The organism is Trichocoleus sp. FACHB-46, from assembly GCF_014695385.1.
Classification (GTDB): Bacteria; Cyanobacteriota; Cyanobacteriia; order FACHB-46; family FACHB-46; genus Trichocoleus.
The window spans coordinates 74,155-96,939 of record NZ_JACJOD010000022.1 but is presented as its reverse complement, the minus strand read 5'-3'; the positions used below and the strand labels follow the sequence as shown (position 1 = coordinate 96,939).

The 22,785-nt window shown below is 47.4% G+C and carries 21 protein-coding genes; 11 read left to right on the top strand and 10 right to left on the bottom strand.

Going from position 1 to position 22,785, the window contains the following annotated elements; genetic code table 11:
- The first annotated feature begins 168 nt into the window (after nucleotides 1-168).
- Nucleotides 169-1,362 (top strand): alanine racemase, encoded by a 1,194-nt coding sequence (gene alr, locus H6F72_RS12575; RefSeq protein ID WP_190435646.1) that lies wholly within the window; start codon nucleotides 169-171, stop codon nucleotides 1,360-1,362.
- A 12-nt stretch (nucleotides 1,363-1,374) separates the two neighbouring features.
- On the opposite strand, the gene H6F72_RS12570 is transcribed toward alr, so the two are convergent.
- Nucleotides 1,375-1,650, bottom strand: a complete 276-nt coding sequence (locus H6F72_RS12570; RefSeq protein ID WP_190435643.1) for a hypothetical protein — start codon at nucleotides 1,648-1,650, stop codon at nucleotides 1,375-1,377.
- 292 nt (nucleotides 1,651-1,942) lie between these two features.
- On the opposite strand from H6F72_RS12570, the gene H6F72_RS12565 reads away from it, so the two are divergent.
- Entirely contained in the window at nucleotides 1,943-3,673 is a 1,731-nt protein-coding gene (locus H6F72_RS12565; protein WP_190435638.1) for a NupC/NupG family nucleoside CNT transporter, read from the top strand.
- Between the two features lie 47 nt (nucleotides 3,674-3,720).
- Nucleotides 3,721-4,332 (top strand): DUF3318 domain-containing protein, encoded by a 612-nt coding sequence (locus H6F72_RS12560; RefSeq protein WP_242016909.1) that lies wholly within the window; start codon nucleotides 3,721-3,723, stop codon nucleotides 4,330-4,332.
- Nucleotides 4,333-4,338: 6 nt separating this feature from the next.
- Here the strand turns inward: H6F72_RS12560 and H6F72_RS12555 are convergent, their stop codons facing one another.
- Nucleotides 4,339-6,135, bottom strand: a complete 1,797-nt coding sequence (locus H6F72_RS12555) for a glycosyltransferase family 39 protein (RefSeq protein WP_190435635.1) — start codon at nucleotides 6,133-6,135, stop codon at nucleotides 4,339-4,341.
- Between the two features lie 95 nt (nucleotides 6,136-6,230).
- On the opposite strand from H6F72_RS12555, the gene H6F72_RS12550 reads away from it, so the two are divergent.
- The 7 genes from H6F72_RS12550 to H6F72_RS12520 all read left to right on the top strand — a co-directional run bounded on the left by H6F72_RS12550 (nucleotide 6,231) and on the right by H6F72_RS12520 (nucleotide 11,018).
- On the top strand, nucleotides 6,231-7,142 hold the full coding sequence (locus H6F72_RS12550) for a branched-chain amino acid transaminase (protein WP_190435633.1): 912 nt from the start codon (nucleotides 6,231-6,233) through the stop codon (nucleotides 7,140-7,142).
- A 175-nt stretch (nucleotides 7,143-7,317) separates the two neighbouring features.
- Nucleotides 7,318-8,034: an ROK family protein gene (locus H6F72_RS12545; RefSeq protein WP_190435630.1), complete on the top strand. Its 717-nt coding sequence runs from the start codon at nucleotides 7,318-7,320 to the stop codon at nucleotides 8,032-8,034.
- A gap of 12 nt (nucleotides 8,035-8,046) precedes the next feature.
- Nucleotides 8,047-8,388, top strand: coding sequence for a DMT family protein (locus tag H6F72_RS12540; protein ID WP_190435627.1), 342 nt, complete (start codon nucleotides 8,047-8,049; stop codon nucleotides 8,386-8,388).
- A gap of 260 nt (nucleotides 8,389-8,648) precedes the next feature.
- The gene (locus H6F72_RS12535) at nucleotides 8,649-9,233 is read left to right on the top strand and encodes a hypothetical protein (protein WP_190435624.1); all 585 of its coding nucleotides are present in this window, start codon (nucleotides 8,649-8,651) and stop codon (nucleotides 9,231-9,233) included.
- A 12-nt stretch (nucleotides 9,234-9,245) separates the two neighbouring features.
- A complete protein-coding gene (locus tag H6F72_RS12530) occupies nucleotides 9,246-9,686 on the top strand; it encodes a hypothetical protein (protein WP_190435622.1) in 441 nt (146 codons plus the stop codon).
- An 11-nt stretch (nucleotides 9,687-9,697) separates the two neighbouring features.
- Nucleotides 9,698-10,147, top strand: coding sequence for an HNH endonuclease (locus tag H6F72_RS12525; protein WP_190435620.1), 450 nt, complete (start codon nucleotides 9,698-9,700; stop codon nucleotides 10,145-10,147).
- 37 nt (nucleotides 10,148-10,184) lie between these two features.
- Nucleotides 10,185-11,018 carry a hypothetical protein gene (locus H6F72_RS12520; RefSeq protein ID WP_190435618.1) on the top strand — a complete coding sequence of 278 codons (834 nt, stop codon included), beginning with the start codon at nucleotides 10,185-10,187 and terminating at the stop codon, nucleotides 11,016-11,018.
- A gap of 217 nt (nucleotides 11,019-11,235) precedes the next feature.
- On the opposite strand, the gene H6F72_RS12515 is transcribed toward H6F72_RS12520, so the two are convergent.
- The 5 genes from H6F72_RS12515 to H6F72_RS12495 all read right to left on the bottom strand — a co-directional run bounded on the left by H6F72_RS12515 (nucleotide 11,236) and on the right by H6F72_RS12495 (nucleotide 18,907).
- Entirely contained in the window at nucleotides 11,236-13,962 is a 2,727-nt protein-coding gene (locus H6F72_RS12515) for an ATP-binding protein (protein WP_190435616.1), read from the bottom strand.
- A gap of 261 nt (nucleotides 13,963-14,223) precedes the next feature.
- The gene (locus H6F72_RS12510; protein WP_190435614.1) at nucleotides 14,224-14,661 is read right to left on the bottom strand and encodes a GNAT family N-acetyltransferase; all 438 of its coding nucleotides are present in this window, start codon (nucleotides 14,659-14,661) and stop codon (nucleotides 14,224-14,226) included.
- Nucleotides 14,662-14,671: 10 nt separating this feature from the next.
- Entirely contained in the window at nucleotides 14,672-15,169 is a 498-nt protein-coding gene (locus H6F72_RS12505) for a hypothetical protein (RefSeq protein ID WP_190435613.1), read from the bottom strand.
- A 152-nt stretch (nucleotides 15,170-15,321) separates the two neighbouring features.
- The gene (locus H6F72_RS12500; RefSeq protein ID WP_190435611.1) at nucleotides 15,322-17,256 is read right to left on the bottom strand and encodes a diguanylate cyclase domain-containing protein; all 1,935 of its coding nucleotides are present in this window, start codon (nucleotides 17,254-17,256) and stop codon (nucleotides 15,322-15,324) included.
- Between the two features lie 208 nt (nucleotides 17,257-17,464).
- Nucleotides 17,465-18,907, bottom strand: a complete 1,443-nt coding sequence (locus H6F72_RS12495) for a bifunctional orotidine-5'-phosphate decarboxylase/orotate phosphoribosyltransferase (RefSeq protein ID WP_190435596.1) — start codon at nucleotides 18,905-18,907, stop codon at nucleotides 17,465-17,467.
- A 186-nt stretch (nucleotides 18,908-19,093) separates the two neighbouring features.
- Here H6F72_RS12495 and H6F72_RS12490 point away from each other — a divergent pair, with 186 nt between their 5' ends.
- A complete protein-coding gene (locus H6F72_RS12490; protein WP_190435594.1) occupies nucleotides 19,094-19,591 on the top strand; it encodes a hypothetical protein in 498 nt (165 codons plus the stop codon).
- Nucleotides 19,592-19,620: 29 nt separating this feature from the next.
- Here H6F72_RS12490 and H6F72_RS12485 read toward each other — a convergent pair whose 3' ends face one another.
- From H6F72_RS12485 to H6F72_RS12475, 3 genes are all read right to left on the bottom strand, one after another.
- Complete coding sequence (locus H6F72_RS12485) at nucleotides 19,621-20,352, bottom strand: molybdopterin-dependent oxidoreductase (protein WP_190435591.1); 732 nt, start codon at nucleotides 20,350-20,352, stop codon at nucleotides 19,621-19,623.
- A 52-nt stretch (nucleotides 20,353-20,404) separates the two neighbouring features.
- Nucleotides 20,405-21,010, bottom strand: a complete 606-nt coding sequence (locus tag H6F72_RS12480; protein ID WP_190435588.1) for a cytochrome b/b6 domain-containing protein — start codon at nucleotides 21,008-21,010, stop codon at nucleotides 20,405-20,407.
- A 114-nt stretch (nucleotides 21,011-21,124) separates the two neighbouring features.
- Nucleotides 21,125-22,525 (bottom strand): glycosyltransferase family 39 protein, encoded by a 1,401-nt coding sequence (locus H6F72_RS12475; protein WP_206755435.1) that lies wholly within the window; start codon nucleotides 22,523-22,525, stop codon nucleotides 21,125-21,127.
- Nucleotides 22,526-22,785: the final 260 nt, after the last annotated feature.

The window sequence follows — 22,785 nt, the reverse complement described above, 5'->3', positions numbered from 1 at the left end:
ATCCGGCGCACTGGTTACACTGCTGGTAAATTTTATTAACTCGTCTTGACTCCTAGCTTTAGAGAGGGTCGAGGTGGGGGCTAAAACGCTACGGTGCGGTAAGTCTATTCGGACGATGCGCCGAGAGTCGTAGAACTGAAGTGGTGTGAGTGGAAGGAGGGAAGGAATATGTTGAGCTGGGAGCCAGATTTAAGAACTGCCTCTATACAACGTGAGGTGCCGAGAGAACCTCTGTGTGAGCGGGCTTGGGTAGAAGTAGATTTGAGTGCCTTGGCTTACAACATTCGGCAGCTTAAGAGTTTGCTAGCGCCTAAGACAGCGCTAATGGCAGTGGTGAAAGCAGATGCCTATGGCCATGGCGCGGTGACTGTGGCGGAGACAGTGTTGCAGCATGGTGCGACTTGGTTAGGAGTTGCCACAATTCCCGAAGGCATTGCCCTACGAGAAGCAGGCATTGAAGCACCCATTTTGGTTTTAGGGGCGACTTACAGCCCAGAGCAAATCCGCGCGATCGCCCACTGGCAACTCCAAGCAACGCTGGGCAGCCCCAAACAAGCACTGGTGTTCTCAGAAACCCTGAGTGACATGTCCCAACCTCAACCGTTACCTGTCCACATCAAGCTGGATACAGGCATGTCTCGTTTGGGTACTCCTTGGCAGCAAGCGATCGCATTTGTGCAATTAGTAGAGCGCTTACCCCATTTAAAGATCGCCAGCATTTACTCGCATTTAGCCACTGCTGATAGTCCTGACCCCACAATCATGCGGCTGCAGCAGGAACGATTTGAAGCCGCGATCGCGCAACTGCAAGCCACAGGAATAGCTTTACCTCGGCTGCATTTAGCCAACTCAGCCGCAACTCTGACCGATGCGAATTTGCATTACGACTTAGTGCGGGTCGGCCTAGCGATGTATGGTCTCTATCCTGCTCCCCACTTGCAAACAGTGGTAGACCTGAAGCCAGCCCTGCAAGTAAAAGCACGAGTCACCCAAGTAAAAACAATTCAGCCAGGTACAGGAGTCAGCTACAGCCACAAGTTCGTCGCTGACCGAGAAATGACCATTGCAGTCGTGGGGATTGGTTATGCCGATGGAGTACCACGCAATCTGTCCAATCAGCTCACAGGTCTAATCCGGGGGCGACGGGTGCGGCAGTTGGGCGCGGTGACAATGGACCAACTCATGGTTGATGTGACCGATATTCCCCATTTAGAGGCTGGGGAAGTAGTGACGCTGCTAGGGCAAGATGGCCGCGATCGCATTACTGCTGATGATTGGGCCACCACTCTCGGCACGATTTCTTGGGAAATTCTTTGTGGGTTTAAGCATCGTTTGCCACGGGTCGCTGTAGGACAAAGCTAGGTGTCCGGTGTACTACCAAAAACCGGGTAGATCCTCTTGGGGTAACTCGCGATCGCTAAACTTGGAAGGGGGGCGATCGCTACTCCAAGCCCACCAAGCATAACCACATTGGCATTGGTAAAACTCTTGCCATTTGCGACGATGGTTTTCGGTATACACGGGCGATCGGCGGTTAAGCCAAACTTGTTGAGCTTCTAAGCTGGGTGCATGACATTGAGGGCAATGAAACTCATGGGCGTGAGTCGCTGATTGAGTCCAGTCAGGCGCAATGGGATCGAAAGCGTCCATGCCAAAGGTTGTTGAGATTAACTGTTTATTATTAACGCGATTGTCCTGCTGTTTCCCAGAGGAAATGAAATTTGTCGGTTCACTTACAGTAAATCTTAAAGTTTCAGGGAATTCCGATCTGGATCGCCCTACTTAAGGTTTCACTAGAACCGAAGTGCTATTTTCTATAGACTTCTGGGCAACTTTATCAGTGGACTGTGATATTTCTGCCAAGCAGGGAATATTGCTGCCAACTCTGAATTGAAGAGATTTTGACGGGTCAACCTGCACCATCAGCAGACGAACTAAGCCTATGAGCTACCTAAACTTACTTTCTTTTCTCGGCATTTTTGGTCTCTGTGCGGTCGCTTGGCTATTCTCTGAAAACCGGAGCCTACGTGTTTTTCCTTGGCGGGTGGTGATAGCAGGCATTCTATTGCAACTCGTGCTGGGAGCCTTGGTGTTTCTGTTTCCTCCTACTAGAGCGGCACTCCAAGGATTTAGTAGTTTATTAGATAGTGTCTTTTTGGCCGCAGATACGGGTGCGAGCTTTGTCTTTGGTAAGAACCTTGTGCCCCTGCCTAGCAGGCCTGCGGATGTCAATTTAGGCTACATTTTTGCCTTTCGCGCCTTGCCCACAGTCATCTTCTTTTCTGGCTTGATGGCCTTGCTCTACAACATTGGCGTCATCCAGGTTATTACTAATATTTTTGCTAAGGTTTTTTACGCGGTTATGCGCCTGAGCGGCGCAGAGGCCCTGAGTGGAGCCGCTAATATCTTCGTCGGCATTGAGGCGGCGATCGTGGTGAAGCCTTACCTGCCCAAAATGACGCGCAGTGAACTTTGTGCCATTCTGTCTTGCTGTTTTGGCACCGCTGCTTCCTCGACCTTGGCAATCTACGTCAGCTTCCTGCGGCCTGTCTTCCCCAACATTCTGGGACACCTGGTTTCAGCCTCGATTATTGCCATTCCTGCTTGCTTTGTCCTGTCCAAGATCTTAGTGCCAGAAACCGAAGTTCCCTTGACAGCGGGCGGCATTCCGATGGAAGAAAAAGCCACGACCCGAAAAGAAGCAGCGGTGGTCGAGTCAGATTTTGAGGACGCGCCTAAGCATGAAACGGTAGGTGGAGAGCCGATCGAGCGCGTTAGCCCAATGGACGCAGCTATTGTGGGGGCGTTGGATGGGGTCAAAATGGCGGTGGCGATCGCTGCTGTACTGATTCTGATCTTGGGTTTAGTCTCCTTAATTAACCAAATTTTTGCTGCATTAGCTGCTATTCCTGGCCCCATTGGGCAAATTTTTAGTGTGGTAACGCTGGCTAATATCGAGGGTGTGCTCTTCTTGCCGCTCACCTTTTTGACGGGCGTTTCGCTGGATTGGAACGAATTGTGGCAATCCTCGGTAATTATTGGCCGCAGATTACTAGAAACAGCCATTCCCCCTTATCAAGCTTTAGCTACTGCAGCAGCTTTACCCGGAGCAGAGCGGATAATTAGCGATCGCGCTGTTTTGATTATTAGCTACGCGCTTTCTGGCTTTGCTCATTTGGCTTCAGTGGGAATTTTTGTGGGAGGTACGATCGCCCTGATTCCGTCTCGCCGCAAAGATATTTCCGAACTGGGTTGGAAAGCGTTATTTGTCGGCACCTTAGCGACCATGATGATCGCGGCAGTGGCAGGTGTCTTTTACCAAGAAGGGAATGGGAGCATCTTAGGCGACCAACCTCCAGCGATCACTGCGCCAGCCGTAACCCCTGGTGCCTTACCAACGGCATCCCCCACTAGCCCAGCTACGACTGTGGCCCCAAGCAGCCCCAGCGCTACCACCACTCCAGCAGCTGCGCCCGCTACAACCGCACCAACAACATCCCCAGCGGCTAGTCCTGCTGCGACTACTCCTCCCGTAACCAGTTCTCCAACGGTCAGTCCTAGAGTTCAGGCTGCGCCTCAAACTGCGCCGACTGCAACAACTTCACCTACGACCTCGCCCGCAGGAACAACACCAGCTACCAGAGCTACCCCATCGGCTTCTCCCCGTCCTTAATGGGTAAGAGGGGCGATCGCTCAGGCAATAACTTGTAAAATCGGGACATGATGAATCCTGACCCCGAAGTTCGCCGCCTCCTAGATATCATGCCTGCCTCCGGGCGGATGCTCTGCCGCATTGTGAACAAACCGGAGCAATCGCGGGTGATTGACTACTCTTATCCTGTGCCTTGGTCGCCCAATCGCCCCGTCTCCATCAACTTTGATTTGTGGAGCCAGTTGTCCCGGCCCCAACGAGATCTAACGTTGTTGCGAGCGGTGAGCTGGTTGATTGGCATCAAGTGGTTCAAACCAGACCTCTATCGTGGCTTAATTGCGGTTGGTTTGGTAGGAGCGGGTGTAGAAGCGGTGCAGGGAGATGCCGTAGGGCTGTTGATGGCAGGAGGACTAGCGGCGATCGCGGGCACTCAAATTTGGCGCTCTACCCAAAGTTCCCAGCGAGAACTCGAAACCGATGAAGCCGCGATTCGAGTAGCTTTGCGTCGAGGCTATACAGAAGCAGAAGCAGCTCGGCACTTGCTGGAAGCGATCGAAGCAGTGGCTCGGATTGAAGGCCGACTCCAGTTGAGCTTTACAGAATTAGTTCGTTGCCAGAATTTGCGAGCGATCGCAGGTTTGTCTCCTGTCGCCACACCAGAAACCTTAAGGCAAGAATAGCCCCTATTATGACTGCTTCAAGCAGTGGTAGAGCTGATAGCTGTAGCCATGTACTCCAGAATTCACCTTGGGGTCAGCCGCACAGCCTTGATCTTGTAGAGAAGTGGGCAACGCTGATTCTGGATTGGTGTAGAAATTCACGAGCCACAAATCGAACGGTCGGGGGAGAGCCGTCAAGTTTCGCTGAAGAATTTGGGCTGATTGTTGGCAGGGAGTTTGCTTGGGATTACAAGTCTGGTGCGCCAACAAAAACTGGGGCGAGTTTTTGTTGGAACTGTCTGACGCACTATCATGCCAAAATTCCCAAGCTAATCCCATTAGTTCTCCCGTTTGGACATGGGTATTGTGGGTAGTGGCAATCAGCGTCGGTACTTGGGATGTGGCTTGAATCACGGGAGCCAATAGGTCGGGACGATAATATTTGCGGTAGCCCAAATTATTAGTGACGGTCAAACCGCTTAAAACTCCCATTAACAACACGGCAAGAATGGCTGGTTTGCCATATTTTTTGAAAGGAAGCCAGGTGCGTTGTGAAGTCGAGGAGGGATGCTCTGTTGGGGTGCGATTAGCAGAAGTCGAGTTCCAAACAGCCGCTAAACTGGCACCAACCAGAGCCATAACCCCTGGAAAGTACATAAAGTTGTACCGAGCGCCACGGGTCAGGTCAGTGCCCAAGCCGTAGGTAATCGCAAAGATCAGCGCGATCGCTCCCAGCACAAATCCTGCCAAAACCTGTACTCCTGGGCCAACTTCCTGACTATGCCATTGAGCTTTGAAACCCTGATGCAAAAGGGGAATGGCCCAGATGAAATAAATTATCATGATTACCCCAGAGGCGATCACAATCGGTAGCAGTTCCGCTTCCACAGGTAAGAGAGATAGCATGGTGATCCAGGCGGCTAAGGCTTGAAAAATGGGGCCAATCCAAGCCATGAGATTCCAGCGATCGCTGGTTTCAATCCACTCGGTCAGGTCGCTGCCATAGACAGATTGCAAGGCTGGTAGCCAAATTAAACCACCTACGATTGTGCCAGCCACCACTGCGTAAATGCGTCGCCAGTAAGGGCGTAACCAAGCGCCTGGGTCTTGGCGACTCTGAGTGATCGCTTGTCCAATCAAGACAAAAGCTTCGGCAAATAGTGTCAGACCGAAAAAATAGTGTGTGGCAATGCCCAAACTGTTGACCACCACCCAAGCCAAGCCGATCCAAATGGGCAAACGACGGCGATCGCGGAGAAATTGGGTAGCAACGACGAAACAACTAAGCGACGCAATCACCCACAAAATCGAGAGGGTGTAGTGTCGGGCTTCTTGCGCCAGAAACAGGCCATAGGGAGACACCGCCATCATCATTGCCGCTAGTTGCCCAGCCAAGCGAGAACGGAAGGTGAGCCAACCCAAGCCAAACATGGCAGGAATAGATACAACTCCCAGCAAAGCAGGCAGCGATCGCCCCACCCAAATCGAGACCAAACCGTTTTCTGGAGCAAATAGCTGCATCCACAGATGCGCCAAGACAAAATATAAAGGCGGATGAGTGCTCTCACTCATCAGGTGTTGCAGCACCCCATCAATGCCTGCGGTTGGGTCAGGTTGCAGAGGCTCTAGGAGACGGCGGATGGTAATGACTTGATCGAGGGGAACCGTACGAAAGCTATTTCCCAAACTGAAGACCAAGGTGGAAAATTCATCGGTCCACAATGCCTTATTAGCCAAGTGGTTAAAGCGTAGTGCTGCACCCAGCAAGATCCACCCCAACAACAAACAGGGATGCAGCCAACGACTATGGGAAAGAGCCTTCAATCAACACCGCCTCCGAGCTAAAGGGGTAAAACCATCAAAATCGGGAAAGCCAGAATAGTATAATGGCTTTTCTATGAAGTGCGCTCCTCAGGTTTATGCATAACTTTCTGCCCATCGCCTACTTTAGAAACCAGTTCGTGCCCTTTGGTGAAGCTAACCTCTCCATTGCAACTCATGCCCTACATTACGGAACTGGTGCGTTTGGTGGCTTGAGAGGCATTCCTGATCCTCAGAACGATCAGCAGTTCTTGTTGTTCCGCTTGGATGCTCACTGCAAGCGATTAAGTAATAGCGCTAAGTTTCTGCATTACGATTTGCCAGCCGATAAAATTCAGCAAATTCTAGTTGATTTTGTCAAAAAAAATAGGCCGACTACTTCTTTTTATATTCGTCCGTTTGTTTATACTTCTGACTTAGGTATCGCTCCTAGACTGCACAATATTGAAAAAGATTTCTTTGTTTACGGCTTAGAGTTGGGAGATTATTTATCTCCTGAAGGCGTGAGCTGCCGCATTAGTTCTTGGTATCGCCAAGAAGACCGTAGTTTACCGTTGCGGGGCAAAATTAGTGGCGCTTACATTACCTCTTCTTTAGCGAAAACTGAAGCAGTAGAATCTGGCTTTGATGAAGCGATTTTGATGAACTCTCAAGGCAAGGTCAGCGAAGCTTCGGGCATGAATATCTTTGTGGTGAGGAATGGCAAAATCATCACCCCAGGATTTGATCAAGATATTCTGGAAGGCATCACTAGAGACAGTGTGTTGACGATCGCGCGTGATTTAGGGATTGAAGTGATTGAGCGATCGCTGGATAAATCTGAACTGTTTGCGGCGGATGAAGTATTTCTTAGCGGTACTGCGGCTAAAATTACGCCCGTCCAGCGGGTGGAGAATTATCACTTATCCACAGAAAGACCCATTACGGAAAAGCTGAGAGAGAAGCTAACTGCCATTACCGAAAATCGTGACCCTAAATATCAAGATTGGGTCTTTCCGATTGCTGTGTAATCTGCCTGGCAACAAAAAACCCCCAGCCATAGCCAGGGGTCACAATCAGGGTGCATCTACCACTCCTTGTTTCACGACTACGTGACAATGATCCAGAAAGTTTCTTGAGATAGAGCGATCGCGGTTGCAGATTCACTACACTGTCGGCATATAACTGCATCCAGGAGGAAATTTGATGCGAACGCTGTCAGTAGACATTGGTGGTAGCGGTGTAAAGGTGATGGTGTTGGACAAGGCGGGCCATGCACTCACGCAGCGATCGCGGGTGGAAACCCCCCAACCTCCTATTCCGGATGCCGTGATTGTGGTGATCGCCCAGTTGACCGAGGGCCAAGGCGAGTTCGATCGCGTTTCGGTAGGTTTTCCGGGTGTAGTGCGTAACGGAGTGACAGCAACGGCGGTGAATCTTGACCCTAGCTGGATCGGGTTTGATTTAGCAACTGCGTTGTCTCAGCACCTAAGTAAGCCTGTGCGGGTTGCGAATGATGCCGATATGCAAGGCATGGGGGCGATCGTAGGTAAAGGGGTAGAGTTAGTGATCACTCTGGGTACTGGCTTTGGCTCGGCTTTGTTTGTCAATGGTCAACTCGTGCCTAATTTGGAAATGGGGCATCATGAGTTCCGCAATGAGGAAACCTACGAGCAACAGTTAGGCCGAGAAGCACTCGATCGTGTGGGTAAGAAAAAGTGGAACCGTCGATTGGAGAAGGCGATCGCGTCTTTGGAGCATTTGTTTAACTACGATACTCTCCATATCGGAGGCGGCAATACCGACAAAATCGCGATCGAGTTACCAGCCAATGTCAAAGTTGTGCCCAATGTGACTGGTCTATTTGGTGGCATCGCTTTGTGGCGTGATGCCTCTGAAGGCAACCCAGATCAACCATCCTAACTCTAGCGAAACATGCTCAAACCAGTTCTGCTTCTACTGGTCTCCAACATCTTCATGACCTTCGCTTGGTATGGTCATTTGAAGGATCTAAAGGCGGCTCCACTTTGGATTGCCATTGTTGTCAGTTGGGCGATCGCTTTTTTTGAATACTGTTTCCAGGTGCCCGCCAATCGCATTGGTGTAACCTACTTCAGCCTGCCTCAGCTAAAAGTGTTGCAGGAAATTATCACGATGCTGGTTTTTGCAGGTTTCAGTGTGGCTTACATGAAGGTGCCTCTAACCCGCAACTACTTCTTCGCCGCAATGCTTCTAGCAGGGGCAGCCTACCTAATTTTCAGCGAAAAACCACGATGAACTAACCAGAATTCACTCTGGGAGGTTTTCTAAGTACTGGTGGGGTGCTCGCATGAGTAAAGGCAAAGTTTGGCCATATCTTAACATTTAAGAATTTTGATGAAGAGAGTGTAGAAACCCAGCCAACTTCAGGACATTTAGTAATAATGGGCATAAATTAGAGAGTTATATTGCTCTAAAGTATCTAGTGCTATGCAGTTGGTAGATTGTATACAACCTCTTCAATTTTGCAAAGCTATCAATATTTCAGGAGATAGCTGATGGTATCCAAAGATGAGCTTCAAAGTAATTTGAAAGAAAAGTTTGATATCAATAAAAATATCAGTCAAGCTCTGACTAAAGAAGAATGCGAAAGACTTTTTGAGCTTCTTTGCAATGAACCTACTGCTGTAAAGCTAGTTGGATCTTATGCTGAAAAGAACTCTAGCTTGGGACACAATAATGCTAGTTATGCTAGAGCCCGTAATCAGGTACAGCGTAAATTTGAGGTTTTGCAAGCAGAACATCTACAACTAGAAAAATCTATTGAATCTATAGAAGCAGCTAAAGCAACTCTTGAGAATAAAAAGAGAATCTTGGAAGAGGAGCAGAAACAGCTTGAGGCTGAAGTTCAAGGTTTATCTTTGACAAACCAGTCTTTGAATTTTGATGTTCAAACCTTAACAAATCAAAATGATGAACTGATAGTCGCTAATACACAGCTTAAGAAAGAAAACAAAGACTTAAAGAATATAGTTGACCAGATCAGGCTTAGATTGGCAAGAGATACAAAAATGCTTTTACAGTATGAAGACAGCGAAGTTAAAAAAGCTGTGATTAGGCTATTTAGGTGGACACTAGGCTGAGGAATTGAGCCAATGGCAAGCAAAAAAAGCCAGCCAAAAACTTTCAATGGCATGAGTTATAGCAACCTACAGTGCACTAACTCAAGAAATCGAGACAAGCTTAAGCAGGAAGATAAAAAGTGGTTAAAAGAGAATAGTTATAAAAATGTAGGTTGGGACAATGTCATTAAAATTTTTCAGAAGATCGAGGAAATTTTAGGTAAATATCAATTTGAGGATATGAGCCTGGAAGAATTATTCTTAGAAGCTGATCGAATTGGCAATAAATATCTTACTTCTAAAGAAATAGAAAAGTTTAATCAACAGCTATCTAAGGAAGTTGTTGAGATTGGAGAGTTGATAGATCAGCAATTTCCTGATACCGAGATAGAGATTATTGATTACAGCCAGAAAACAACTAATAAAAATCAGAAGAAACGCAATCAAAAAACGTATCGAACCACAAAACCCTAGCGAGAAATATTGTGGATCTTGAGAATAAAGGGCTTGAGGAGTTATTCAGTCTAGCTGACGAGATTGGTAAGAAGCGTTATCACAAACTGACCGAGCAAGATTTTGAAGATTACAAAAAATTTAATTACTGGCGATATATTAGTGGTGATAGTGAGTGTGGAACTACTAAAGACAGCCAAGATTGGGTAAGAGATCACTCAGATTGGCACTGTCCAATTTGTGATATTAGATTCTCTGAATGTGGTGGCAGAACCATTGACCACAAACTACCTAGGTCTCAGTATCCTTGGCTATCAATGGAATTCAAGAATTTGTGGGTGATCTGTAGGGCTTGTAACCGAGAGAAAGGCGAGAAGCATTGGTTTGAGTATGAGCACTATATGATGATTCATCATCCTGATCTTTTGTCTGCTGTACAAGCTGCACGTCCTACTCAATTGCTTAAGTCTTTGAAGGAATAGCGGAGAAAAAACCTCAATTGTGTTTAGAAGTAGTGTTGTGTTCCCATCTAAGCTTTTATTCCTAGCAATGCTGGGGATACTTCCGATCGCGATCGCCTGTACCGAGCAATCATCACCCACTGCCCCAGTGTCCAGCGCTAGTCCTGCTGCATCACCCAATCCGAGTGCTTCGCCTACACCCTCAGCCGGCTCTACAAACGCGATCGCACCAGGACAATATTGTTACCGTGCTGATTTACCAACGCTCACATCGGTATTGCGTTTAGCGGTAGCAGCGGATCAGACGGTCACTGGGGATAGTCAGGCCACCATACAAAATAAGTCTGAGGGCTACTATTCTTCCTATGCTCAAAAGATTTCTGGATCTTTGTCAGGCAATCAACTAAAGGCCCAAATTCGTACCTGGATTGAGTATGACGTTCAAGACACCCAGGAAACCTGGAACATTACACCCAGCGAGGTTGTGACGCGGCAGGCTAAATTCGTTGCTGCTAATTGTGAAGAGGTGCGATCGCGCTTTGCTAATAAAGATGGATTGGAAGCACGTGATCTCCTAGATGCGGCCTCTGCCGTACATACTAAGCAAGTACAGTTTGAGGCAGGTCGTAATGGCACTGTCATTAACCATGCTGTCATTCGGGGAGAACGAGACGTGTACCTGCTCAAGGCTCAAGGAGGACAGCAAATGAAGATCGTCCTAACCTCGACAGAACAGAACGCCACCTTTGATGTGGTGTCTCCCAGCGGATATATTCTGACTACCGGGGCACAGTCAGAAACGGTGCCTTTGCCCCATACTGGCGACTATCAAGTGATTGTCGGGAGTACCCGCGGCAATGCTACCTATGAATTGCAAATCACGATTCAGTAAATCTAGAACTTTCAATCTAGGCTGGCGATCGCCCCAAACAAAAAACCCCCAGCCGTAGCTAGGGGTCACATTCAGGGTGCATCTACCAGTTCTTTATTCGCAACTCCTGGAGAAGAATCAGGAAGGATTTGCAAGAGATATGTGCTAAATCACATCTGGCTTCACAAAAGGGGCGATCGCATCCTTTGGCTCCTATTCGTTAAACTGGCTGGCTAAATTACGACCAGCGCTCCAAGAGGTTACTTAAATCTTTCATCTTGATTGGTTTGCTCAGGTAATCATCCATGCCTGCTGCTAAGCACTTTTCTTGGTCTCCAACCATTGCATAGGCAGTGACCCCAATAATGACAGGATAATGTTCCTGTCCTTGGCGCTGGCGTAGTCGTCGAGTTGCTTCGTATCCATCCAGCACAGGCATCTGGCAGTCCATCAAAACAATGTCATAGGAAGTTGCCGCGAGTTGATCCAAAGCTTCTTGCCCATTGTTAACTGCATCCGCTTGATAGCCCAGCTTTTGCAGCATTTTGATTGTCAGCATTTGGTTGAGGGGAGTATCTTCTACCACTAAGATTCGAGCTGTGGGTATGGCGTAGGTGCTAACGTTTCCTACCGCTTGAGTGGCGAGTTTCTGGGGTTGGCTGGGGGCAAGCTCTAAAGGAGCGGTGAACCAAAAAGTGGACCCTTGTCCTAAGGTACTTTCAACTCCAATGTCTCCTCCCATCAAGCGCACAATTTTTCGGCAGATGGTGAGCCCTAATCCAGTGCCTTCATACTGCCGAGTGGCTGATGTCTCAACTTGAGTAAAGGGTTCAAAGATTCTGGATTGGTCTTCTGGGGCTAAACCAATGCCTGTATCTTGCACGCTAAAGTGCAGGGTTACGGTTGAGTCTTCCTCCGACTGCTCTCGCTGCTCAATTCTAAGAACCACCTTCCCGGTGGTAGTAAACTTGATGGCATTGCGGATGAGGTTGGTCAGCACTTGTTGGAGGCGATCGACCGGACCGACTAGCCATTGGGGAATCTCTGGAGCGATGCTCGTAATTAGGGACAACCCTTTAGCATCTGCTTGGGGCTGAAACAGATTGGTCAAATCTTTAATCACAGTCCGCAGGGCGAACTTGGTGGAGTGGAGTTTGAGCTCCCCAGCTTCTAACTTAGACAAATCAAGAATGTCATTAATAATCGCTAGTAGGCTTTCGCCACCGTGGCTAATAGACTGGATATACTCTTGTTGTTGTTCATCTAAGGAAGTGACTTCAAGCAACTGCGTAAAGCCCAAAATCGCATTCATGGGGGTGCGAATTTCGTGGCTCATGTTGGTAAGAAACTCACTTTTAGCTTGGTTTGCCTTCTCTGCCTGGGCTGCAGCTTCTCGCAGGGCTGTCTGAGAGGATTCTAGGGCCGCAATTAGGAGGCTGTGTCTTAGTTCTTGAGCCGCTTCAATTTCTAAGGGTTCCCAAGGTAAGGAGTGGTCTCGTACTAGCTCTTTCCACACTTCAAAGGAGCCTCTAGGAGAGAGACGTACTACTCCCTCGGCAGTGACTGAAACTGCATCACTAGGATTGCCCGCCCACTTAACGGTGTAGCGCTGTTCTGGGCGGAACCAAATGATGTGATAAGACGTATGTCTCACCATGATGGAGATGGCTAAAACTCCGCTGGCGACTTCTTTGAAAAGTTCAGCCTCTGGGTATTCTTCAACGAGGCTGTCTGTGTAAAATATCTCCTGTTTTTTGTCTACGAGTAACCAATTCAACAGGTCTTGAATTTGGGTGTTGCTGGGAGTTTGACCTACCAAAATAGCTTGATTACCTAGGGCGATCGCAACTCCTTGGGCCTGTACGAGATTTAAGAGCGTCTCTTGGTTGCGTTTGAGTACGGTGTCAATCCGGTTGGGATACTTCAGCAGATCTTGTCTAAATCCTTCTTCAATGCGTCTAATGCGTTCACGATAGTTTTGTAGTTCTCGCTCTTGCTGCAAAACCAACTCGACAGAAACCAGTTGCCCTAGCAACTCACATACCCGCCGCGTTTCATATCCCACCAATTTAGGGCTGTAGTGATGACAAGCCACCAATCCCCATAATTGATTTTGATCAATCAGAGGGATAGACATGGAGGCCGAAACCCCCATGTTTCGTAGATATTCCAGGTGGCAGGGAGAGACGCCACGCAATCCTGACTGGCTGAGGTCAAGAGGAGCCTCGACACTATCAGCCGCAACTAAATTGACAGGCTGATAGTGCACATCTGGAATGACTCTCAGCCACTTGCGGGTAAATAAATTCCTAGCGACAGAGGGAATGTCAGCGGCAGGATAGCGTAAGCCCAAGTAACTCTCTAAGCCAGAATTCAGTTCCTCCGCTACGACAATACCGCTGTGGTCGGCATCAAAGCGGTAAATCATCACGCGATCGAACTGAATTACCTTGCGAACTTCTTTCGCCACATTCTGAAACAGCTCCGTGAGGGTGGAAGCTTGTTTGATGTTGACCAAAGCCTGAGTCAATTGGCTATAGAATTCGCCCGATTGAATTGGATTGGTTGACGGCATCGGTTCTAGTTCCAACACGATCGCCTGATCATTTCGATGCATCGTGGCTAAAAAGGCAGATGCTTGTGAGCTAGAGGCCTCAGAAACGGGTGGTGCTTTGAGGCTGACAGCAAAGGGATGAGAAGTGTCCGCCCCATTTTGCAACAGCGCTGTAATAGACTCGACTGTTTCGTCAGTAAAGATATGCGATAACGGCTGACCCAGTAAAGACTCTGAAGCTAGACCAAAGTATCCTTGGGTGTTCTCGCTGAGTTGGGTAATCGTGAGGTCTGGCTCTTGCAAGGCCAAGAGTAATCCATGCGGTTGGATTTGCCCAATGATGTGGATGGGTTCGCGATCGTCTGCCGCTAAACCAACCAATTCAGAGGTGACTCTCTTCAAGGGCTTCATAGTGAGCGTCTGGCCTGTGTCAGTTTACGTCTCTAGTATGCCCACTGCAAGCGATCGAACGCTGTTCCCAAAGAACTGAGCCGCAAATTTTCCTGAAACTAATTTGCTTCCCAACAAAAAACCCCTAGCCGAGGCCAGGGGCTGAAATCAGGGTGCATCTACCACTCTTTATTCCTGGCTAATTAAACTACGTCCGGAAAATTTTCAACGATGGTCAATTAGGTGAGTGGGTTAGGGGTTGAAGTGCGATCGCAACGCAAGTTATCTTTGTTTGATAAATTTCATTTCACCATCTGGCTCAACACTGGTAGGCAGCCAACCTAAGTGGAGGTAAAACCCATAGGCTCTTAGGGTTGGGTCATTCCCTGTCAGTAACCAAATCTCTTCAGCTCCCTGCGACCATAGCCATGCTTCAGCTTGTTGCATCAAGGCGCGGCCTGCTCCTCGACCCTCATAAGCGGGGAGGACAAACATCCCAAAAATAGTTTTCTCTGTGGCATTGGCGATGGAGAAAGCAATGGGTTGATTGTCAATTTCCGCAATCCAGGCAGCGCAATCAGTTTGCAACATCCCAGCCACGGTTTCTGGAGTAATACCTAGCGCCGCAATCTCCTCACGGGATTGATGATTTTCAATGACGCTGGTTCTGATTTCAAATAGAATTTCGATGTCTTCAAGTTGCCCAACTCGGATATGCATTTAAAGCACCTTAGAGATCAGAGCGGGAGGAAAAACGTTTGAGTAAATTGGAGATGTAGGACCATATCAAGCAGCTACCAAACCCTGTCATAATTAGCCCCATTGGATATGTGGCCCAACGGCTATCTTGCCGCAGGGACAAAGATTGAATTTCTGAATTTTGTAGAAACGCATTGATTTGAGTGGCTTTTCCCTCTGTATCGCTAAAGCCATGATTCACTGGAAAATGAAGTTTGCCATCGGGTAAGAGCAAAACTAGCTGTCTTAATTTTCCGTGGTGTTTAACCTCTGCGCCTTCTAGTTGCGTCAGCGGGAAAGGAACGACTTTTTTTCCTAATAAACTAGATAGCATTAGCTTGCAAATGCCGAGATTGGAGTTGGGGCGATCGCAGCTTAAGGTTGCCAGCTGAGGATGGGTTAAGAATATTCCACCTTGAGTCAGCAAAAGGATTGTGAACAGCGTTGTTACACACGCTTGCCCCAATTCGGTGGAAGCGCCTTGAAGCATAAATGAGCTATATCCCGATCGGTGTTTTCCAAATCTACCCTGAAAATTTCTCATGCTGACTTATCGCTTGGAGCCTGAAGTTTATTCACTCCAGTGAAGGGATACAAGCTGACGCAGCCAAGTTTCGGGTAGACACTTGCTATAGGAAGAAATTAGGCGTTTGGCTGAGGGATGGAGTGAAAGATGTAGCGATCGCGGCCTTGGCGTTTAGCTTCGTAGAGAGCTTCATCTGCTGCTGTTACCAACTGTTCTGGAGAAGCTGTGTTAGTTGGCACCACACTGGACACACCTATGCTAATGGTGAGAAATTCGCTCACCTCTGAATTAGGATGTGGGAATTGAGATTGGTAGATTTCGTGCTGAATGGATCGGGCGACTGCGATCGCACCCTTGAAATCTGTAGATGGCAAAACGATGGCAAATTCCTCACCACCATACCGAGCTACTAAGTCAGCTGGACGCTTCACGGTTTGTTGTAGCACCTGAGCCACTCGGCGCAAACAACAATCTCCGCCTTGATGGCCATAGAAATCATTGTATTTTTTGAAAAAATCAACATCACAGAGAATTAGCGATAAAGCCTGCTGTTCGCGTTGTAAGCGATGCCACTCCTGCGCCAGGTATTGATCGAAATAGCGACGATTGGCTATTTGGGTTAATCCATCTACTTCAGAGAGGCGTTGCAGCTCTCGGTTGGCTCTTTCCAGCTCGGCAGTGCGTTCCTCGACCCGTCGTTCCAACACATAGTTGGCGTTTTCTAGAGCGGTAAAAGATTGTTGCAATTGATCAGCCATGCGATTAAATGAATGACTGAGCAGTTCTAATTCATGGACTCCCTGTGTGTTCACGGTTTGGGCTAAATTGCCATCTGCGATCGCTTTAGCTGAAGCATTGATTTGTAGAATCGGCTGGATAACTTTGTGAGCTGTGACAATCCCAGTCAGAATGGCAATCATCAGGGCGATCGTGCAGAGCAGAATCGTATGACGAGTATTAATGTTGATCTGCTGCATAAAATCTGATTCTGGGATGACCACTACGACTAGCCAATCCAGACCCAGGTCGTCTTGCCAGGGCATGATCTGCACAAACTGATGCTGATTTTGTAGAACAAGCCTCAGTTGTTGACGATGCTGAATTCCATCCAGGCTACCGAATTGCTGATTTAAAGCAGTAGCGGTTGATTGAATGAGGGAATCAGGGCTGTCTGAGGCTTTGAGGCGGGTGGGGGTGCCATTGACAACCTTGAAAGACTCTGTAGAGCTGGAATTGGCAATCATCCGTCCGTCTCTTTCCATAATAAAGATGGTAGTAGAGGCGCTGATTTTGAGTTGCCGGAGAAAGTCGCTAATTTGAGACAAACGTTGCTCAATCGCGATCGCTCCAATTAGATTTTTGTTTTTGTCATAAACTGGGCTACTAATGGCGATCGCTAGAGGATTCGTTGTAAAGCTCTGCCACGTGTAGACGGAGGTCCATTTCGGTTTACTCGTCCGCATGACCTCTGTATACCAAGCCTCCTTTTGGAACGGGTAATATCTTCCTGTTTCCACAAACCTACCGCGATTTCCCTGGGAGTCTGGCTCATAGATATAGAGACGATTATCTCCATATCGCTTACTACTCATCCGCTCGGTAATCAGCTCCAGAGGATAGGTTTGTGGTCGTCCTACATCTACATATTCTCCGGTTTTGGCCCCAAAGAGGATATAGCCGACCTGATAGAGCTTTGCTTGCTTCCAAAAGAAGCGTCCTAAACCATCTTGATCTTTGGGATCAACCAAGCCAGAACTAATGGCTGTAGCGTTCAGTTCATTGAGCTGACGAGCGTTAGTTAAGTAGCAGTCAAGATGGTGATTAATTTGTTGAGTTGCTTGGTTTTGGAGATTAACGACGAGTTCGTTAACCGCTTGTTGCCCATTACGAAACGACCAGTAGCCCACCAACCCTACTGTAATGACCAGTTGTAGGATAAAAGGGACAATTAGAAGTCCACGCAGGGGCAAATTTCTAGGCTGCCGCAGGGGGCACTGGGGCAGATTTACTGTGGGACGCACCGTAACCAGTCGCTCAAGCTTGCTCGACATAGGCTTATGGAGTTGTTGAAAAGGGGGCTACCGAACGACTGTAAAGCTTTCCTGAGACAACCCAAATTAATTTCTCAGCCGTGTATTAAGCATAAAGTTTATTTCTCTGATGGCAAGAATGCCCTGAATCACAGCTTTCCTAACGCGATCGCTTTGCTAAAAAACAAGGAAAAAGCTAATAGGTTGAAAGCCAAATTCGCGATCGCTTTTAATGTTCTACAAAAGCTTGAAATTGCTGGTCAGTGAGTCGTCCAGCTTGGTGGAGTGTATGCGTGATTTCAGAAATGCTTAAAACTGAGTGGGCTTGATAGCCTTGCTCTTGCAGTCGCGTTTTGACGCCTTGTTCATGGTCGATAAACACCACAATATCCTCCACATTTAAGCCTGCTGATTTCAGCTTTTCCGCTCCTTCGATCGCGCTTTTGCCACTGATTAAAATGTCATCTACCACCACTACCGTTTCACCAGGCTGAAAATTGCCTTCGATCACGCGCCGAGTTCCGTGAGCTTTAACTTCCTTACGAGGGAAAATCATTGGGTAATTGAGGCGGAGCGACAGGCCAGTAGCAGTTGGTAAGGAGCCGTAGGGAATCCCAGCAATGCGATCGAAACTTAGATCTTGCAGAATATCCGCATAAGCGGTTAGGACTTGGTGGAAGATTTGAGGATTGGAGATGATTTTGCGGAGATCGATGTAGTAGGGAAAGGTAGCACCAGAAGCTTGCACAAACTCCCCAAATAGGATGCAGCCAATGTCGTAGAGTTGCAGAATTAGATCTAAATGTGGGTGCTGATCTAAGGGGCAAACATCGGGTATCCATAGGTCGCAGTTAGAAGCCTGCCCCACCAGTTCCACTCGGATTTGGTTGACTTCTTCGCTTAACGACTGAATGGCTCTACCCAAATGCTTGTTGCTGACTAAATCCTGGGGCACCGGAATCAGTAACCCATCTCCCTCGAAGCTCAAGCCTGCGGCTAGCAATGCGGCTAAATCACTATCTTCGGCCCAGATACTCCGGGCTAGAATCAAGCGTTCTGGCGCGATCGCTCGAATTTTTCTCAATACTTCGGGTGAAGTAGTGCCGACTTCTAAGCCTACTTGTTCCGGCGTACCCCAGCTTCTCGCCTCCTGCACAACTTGAACATACAGTGGTTCCTGGGCGTTGGGATAAGTTTGCAGGGCGATCGCGGCTGGGTTGGAAGTGCAGCAAAGTACAAAGGCTGCCTTGCCGGGATACATCAGAAATGGCGCGATTTGGTCTTGGCCTGCATAAGGATTGAGCGTAATCGCATCCACCCGCCACTCCTCGAACACAGTCCGAGCAATTAAAGTGCTGGTGTTGAGGTCCGCATGTTTGGCATCTAGAATCACCGGGATATGCTCTGGGATAGCCGCAAGCGTGCGCTGGAGTAGTTCTAGACCTGGAGCGCCTAAAGCTGTGTAGAAGCCTAACGTGGGTTTATAGGCACAAACTAAATCAGCGGTTTCCGCGATCGCGAATTGCAGCCAGTCCCATAACTGTTCGATCAACGCTTCCGGTGACGTGTTGCCAGGATGGGCGGGCATCATTTCTGGGTTTGGGTCCAGCCCCAAAAACAGCAAGCTCTGGTTGCGAGCGATCGCTTCATTGAGTTTGTCGAAAAAGCTCATGCAGTATTTCCCGCCCTAGGCTGTCTAGTTGCAGATACGGTCTCCTACTGAAGATTGGCTGGCTGCACCGGAATTGTCCAGTTTCAGCGTCGAAAAACAACAGCATTTAACAATTCGATCAGTCTTCTAGGGAAAGTTTTCATAGAGGCTTTTACTAAATCATCAGGCTTTGACTCGGCGGCAACTATGAAAACTGTGGAACAAACTGCGACAAAACTGGTTCTGCGTCACCGTCCTACTCAAGTTTGGAGGTTGGCCGCAGGCATAGCGATCGTCTTGCCAGTACTGCTGTTGTGGCTGAGTGCAAGCAATTCCTGGCTAAACTACCTTTGGTGGTTTCCCTTATTTGTAGTCTTTTGGTTTGGCTGTGGAGCGCTTTTGTTTCTCATCGCAGGTCAAGCTGTAACTTATCAATTTGACAAAGCCTTGAACTCGCTGACCGTTCGGCATCATAGACTGCCCAAAACCAAAACCACTGAATTTGCCTTGAAAGACATCGTAGATGTGCAATTGCAGTTGGCTAGCTGGCATCATGACTCTGATGAGTCTAAGGCTACATACCAAGGTGTGCTGTTATTGCGAGGCGATCGCGTCCTGACGCTACAATGTGGTTTCAATGCCAGCCGTCAAGATAAAGAGGCGATCGTCACTGTGATTCGGCAGTTTTTAGGAATGCAACCTTGAGCAACTTCTCCTCATAAGTTGGGTGAAAATTAAAGCCCTGCAAACCATTCATAACCTTGATCTTCCCAGTAACCTTTGACCCGCCCTAATTGGCTCATTAAGGTGATGCGAGTCACCCATTTACTCTGTTTGTAGCCCAGCTTGACCGGAGAGGCTAAACGTAACGGAGCTCCATTTTCTACAGGCAAAGGTTCTCCGTTCTTCTGGTAAGCCATCAAAGTTTGAGGATGCAAGGCCGAAGGTAAATCCCAACTGCCGTAGTAACCATCCGCAGACTGGAAGTAGGCATATTTCACCTCTTGCTTTGGTTCTGCCAGCGCCACTAGCTCTCGCAGCCTGACGCCACCCCATTGCACGATCGCGGCCCATCCCTCGACACAGACATGACGAATCACCATCGAAGTCAGGGGAAGTTGCTGAATCTCAGCCATACTCAGACTTAAAGGTTGGTTCACCTCTCCATCAATCACTAAGCGAAAAGTAGTTGGATCAATCACTGGATTGCCCCGAAAGGAATTGACAATCAAGGCTTCAGGTTCGATCGCTCCTAAAGGAAATTCTGGAATCAGTTTTTGGGGTTGAAATAAGAGAGTTTCTACTCGTTGATTTAGCGGCTCAGACACTTTGCCAACAATGTCTTCAAATAATGGCCCACCGCAACCGCCCAAAAGAAAACTTAGGCTGGAAAGCCCAGAGACTTGTAGGAATTGCCGCCGATTGAGCTGATTGAACTGAGACTGGGGAACCCGAATCAAACCCATTGTCCTATCACCAAAGTACTCTCTATCAAAACACTGCCGACCAAAACACTATCTACCAAAACATAGATTCCAGCAGTCGTGAGCCACCCGCTTTCAAACCTAGCCAAGAGTGGGCGATCGCAAACAGCACCACAATGGGCACGGAGCTAAAATGCACAATCCGTAAGGCTTGCCAATCACCGAACATATCCACAATCCAGGGAAACTGGGCGGGTTTGTACATGCCAATTCCAGTTAAGACAGCTAGCAACAAAATTGGCACGATGACAGTGTAAGCAATCCGATGCCAAGCGTAGATGCGACGTTGTGGGTTACGGCTACGTTGTAAAGCTTTGAGGTCGTTTGTGCCCACAAAGCGATGTCGCCATCGACGCGAAACCAAAACATAAAGACCATACCACAGCAGATTTAAGGAGAATAACCACATCGCCGCAAAGTGCCAATGTCGTCCTCCTGCTAACCATCCTCCTAGCGCAAAGATAGGCGGAATTTGCCAACCTGCTCGGCCCCCAAACACAGGATTCGCATTATAAATTTGCAACCCGCTAGTCACCATGAGAAACAAACTGATCAGATTAATCCAATGAAAACTCTTGGCCAGAAATGCCTGACGAGGCAGCCAAGGAGGAATCGTTTTAGCAGGAGCCGTTGCAGTCATAGGGTGGGGCTAGGGTAGGGCGATCGCACGAAAAGACGCATACTTGTATCCTACGCTGCCGACTTCGCTTACTAAGGTTTTACGGCAAGAAATCGCGCCTCTTCTGATGTACCACTACTTAAGAACTTGGTAAGCAACTGGTTTTCTCCATCGCTCTGGAAATTTGTTAAAGTTGATGCCTGCTTGGGTCAAAGACTCACTAATGTTTTTCGATGGGTTAAAGATGAAAATCTCGCTATATGAGTTTTGATATTCAGTAATTTTTGGTTGAATGACTTGTACTAAATTACTGCTCGCATTAGATAGCAGAAGAAATTCAGCATTGCGTTTGAGACGGTGGCTTAGCATTAAAACTTTGATATATTCCTCGCTACTAATGATCAATGGTTTATTTGCCTGATTAATCACTGGAGCAACCAACTCATAAGCTGCGCCTAGCTGAGGGCCTGAACTCTGATTTGACACTACTTTCACAAACAAATTAGAGGTAGAGATGCAGCTAGAGAGTAATACCAAGCTTGACAGCCCTATCCCCAAAAATTGTCTTCTTTGATCCCTATGCTGTAATTGCTGAACAATGAAAAAGCTAATGCCGATAATAAAAAATATAACTGCAGGTAAATAATATCGAACCTTATAAGCTAAACCATGACCCAAAAGAGTGCCGAGCAGCATCAGTGGCAACATCGTTCCATACAAGACAGATAAAACTAGTAAGCTATTCTTTTGAGTAGATAGCCTCAAACAAATATAGTAAGTGAGAGTAGCGAATATAAAAATCGCAATAGAGATTGCCAGCGGGTTTTGGACAAAATCGTTGCTGAGTAAACTAACATTAGAATTTTTCCAAAAAGTTTGAATTACAGCAGTGGTTCCGTTCATAAAAGAACCTAGCACATTAGGTGCAGCTCCTACGCTTTCATCGGAGATACCAGCAGTTTCTTCAAATTTCTCACGTTGGGACAAAATACTTAGAGCCCAAGGTGTGAAACATAAGATTGAAAAGGAAAGTGAGATCCAGTAGTACTGTAGCGATCGCCAAGAGCGATTGAGGGCTAAATAATAACCATGTGAAAAGACCAGAAGAATAAAGAATAAGTGTGTGTACAGACCAAGTAAATTAGTTGCTGTATACAGCGTAAAGAGAAGCTTGTTGTTATTGCGTGCGGCCCGAACGAATAGAGCACTAGACAAACAAATTAATGCACCCCACAGCGAATATTGACTGACGTGTTGGCCCATGGAAAATAAATAGGGCGATACAGTAAAGAGAGTTGCACTGAGCAAGCTTATTTGAGAGTTGTTAAAGATTTCCTGGGCTAACCAATAAACTGCTGGTATTGTTGCGATTGAAATTAGGGTTGAAAACAGCTTGGAATTGAATAAATAGCCAATTCCTAATAACCAGTTTTGCAAAAGTATATAGTAAAGGGGTGGATGTTCTAAATTGTTAGTTAAAGCTGATAGATTTGGTTTTGGTTTGCAGTCTCCACAGGGGACTTGATATTGACCCAATAGTTTGTTGACGTTGATGGGTTCCGCGTTGTACGTCAACTGAATGAATTGTTGATTAGTGAAACCTGATGTTCTCAATAGTTTTCTAACTTCATCGCGATCGAAATACAAGTTGTGATTGGAGGATAGAATCTTTAATAGGATAAATGCTGAAATTAGTATGTAAAGTGCGACTCTAAAATAGAAATCAAAATCTAGTTTCTTAGATTGAGCCCTACTTAGTAAGCTTTTCATTATAATTAGCCCAATTAACTTTTTAA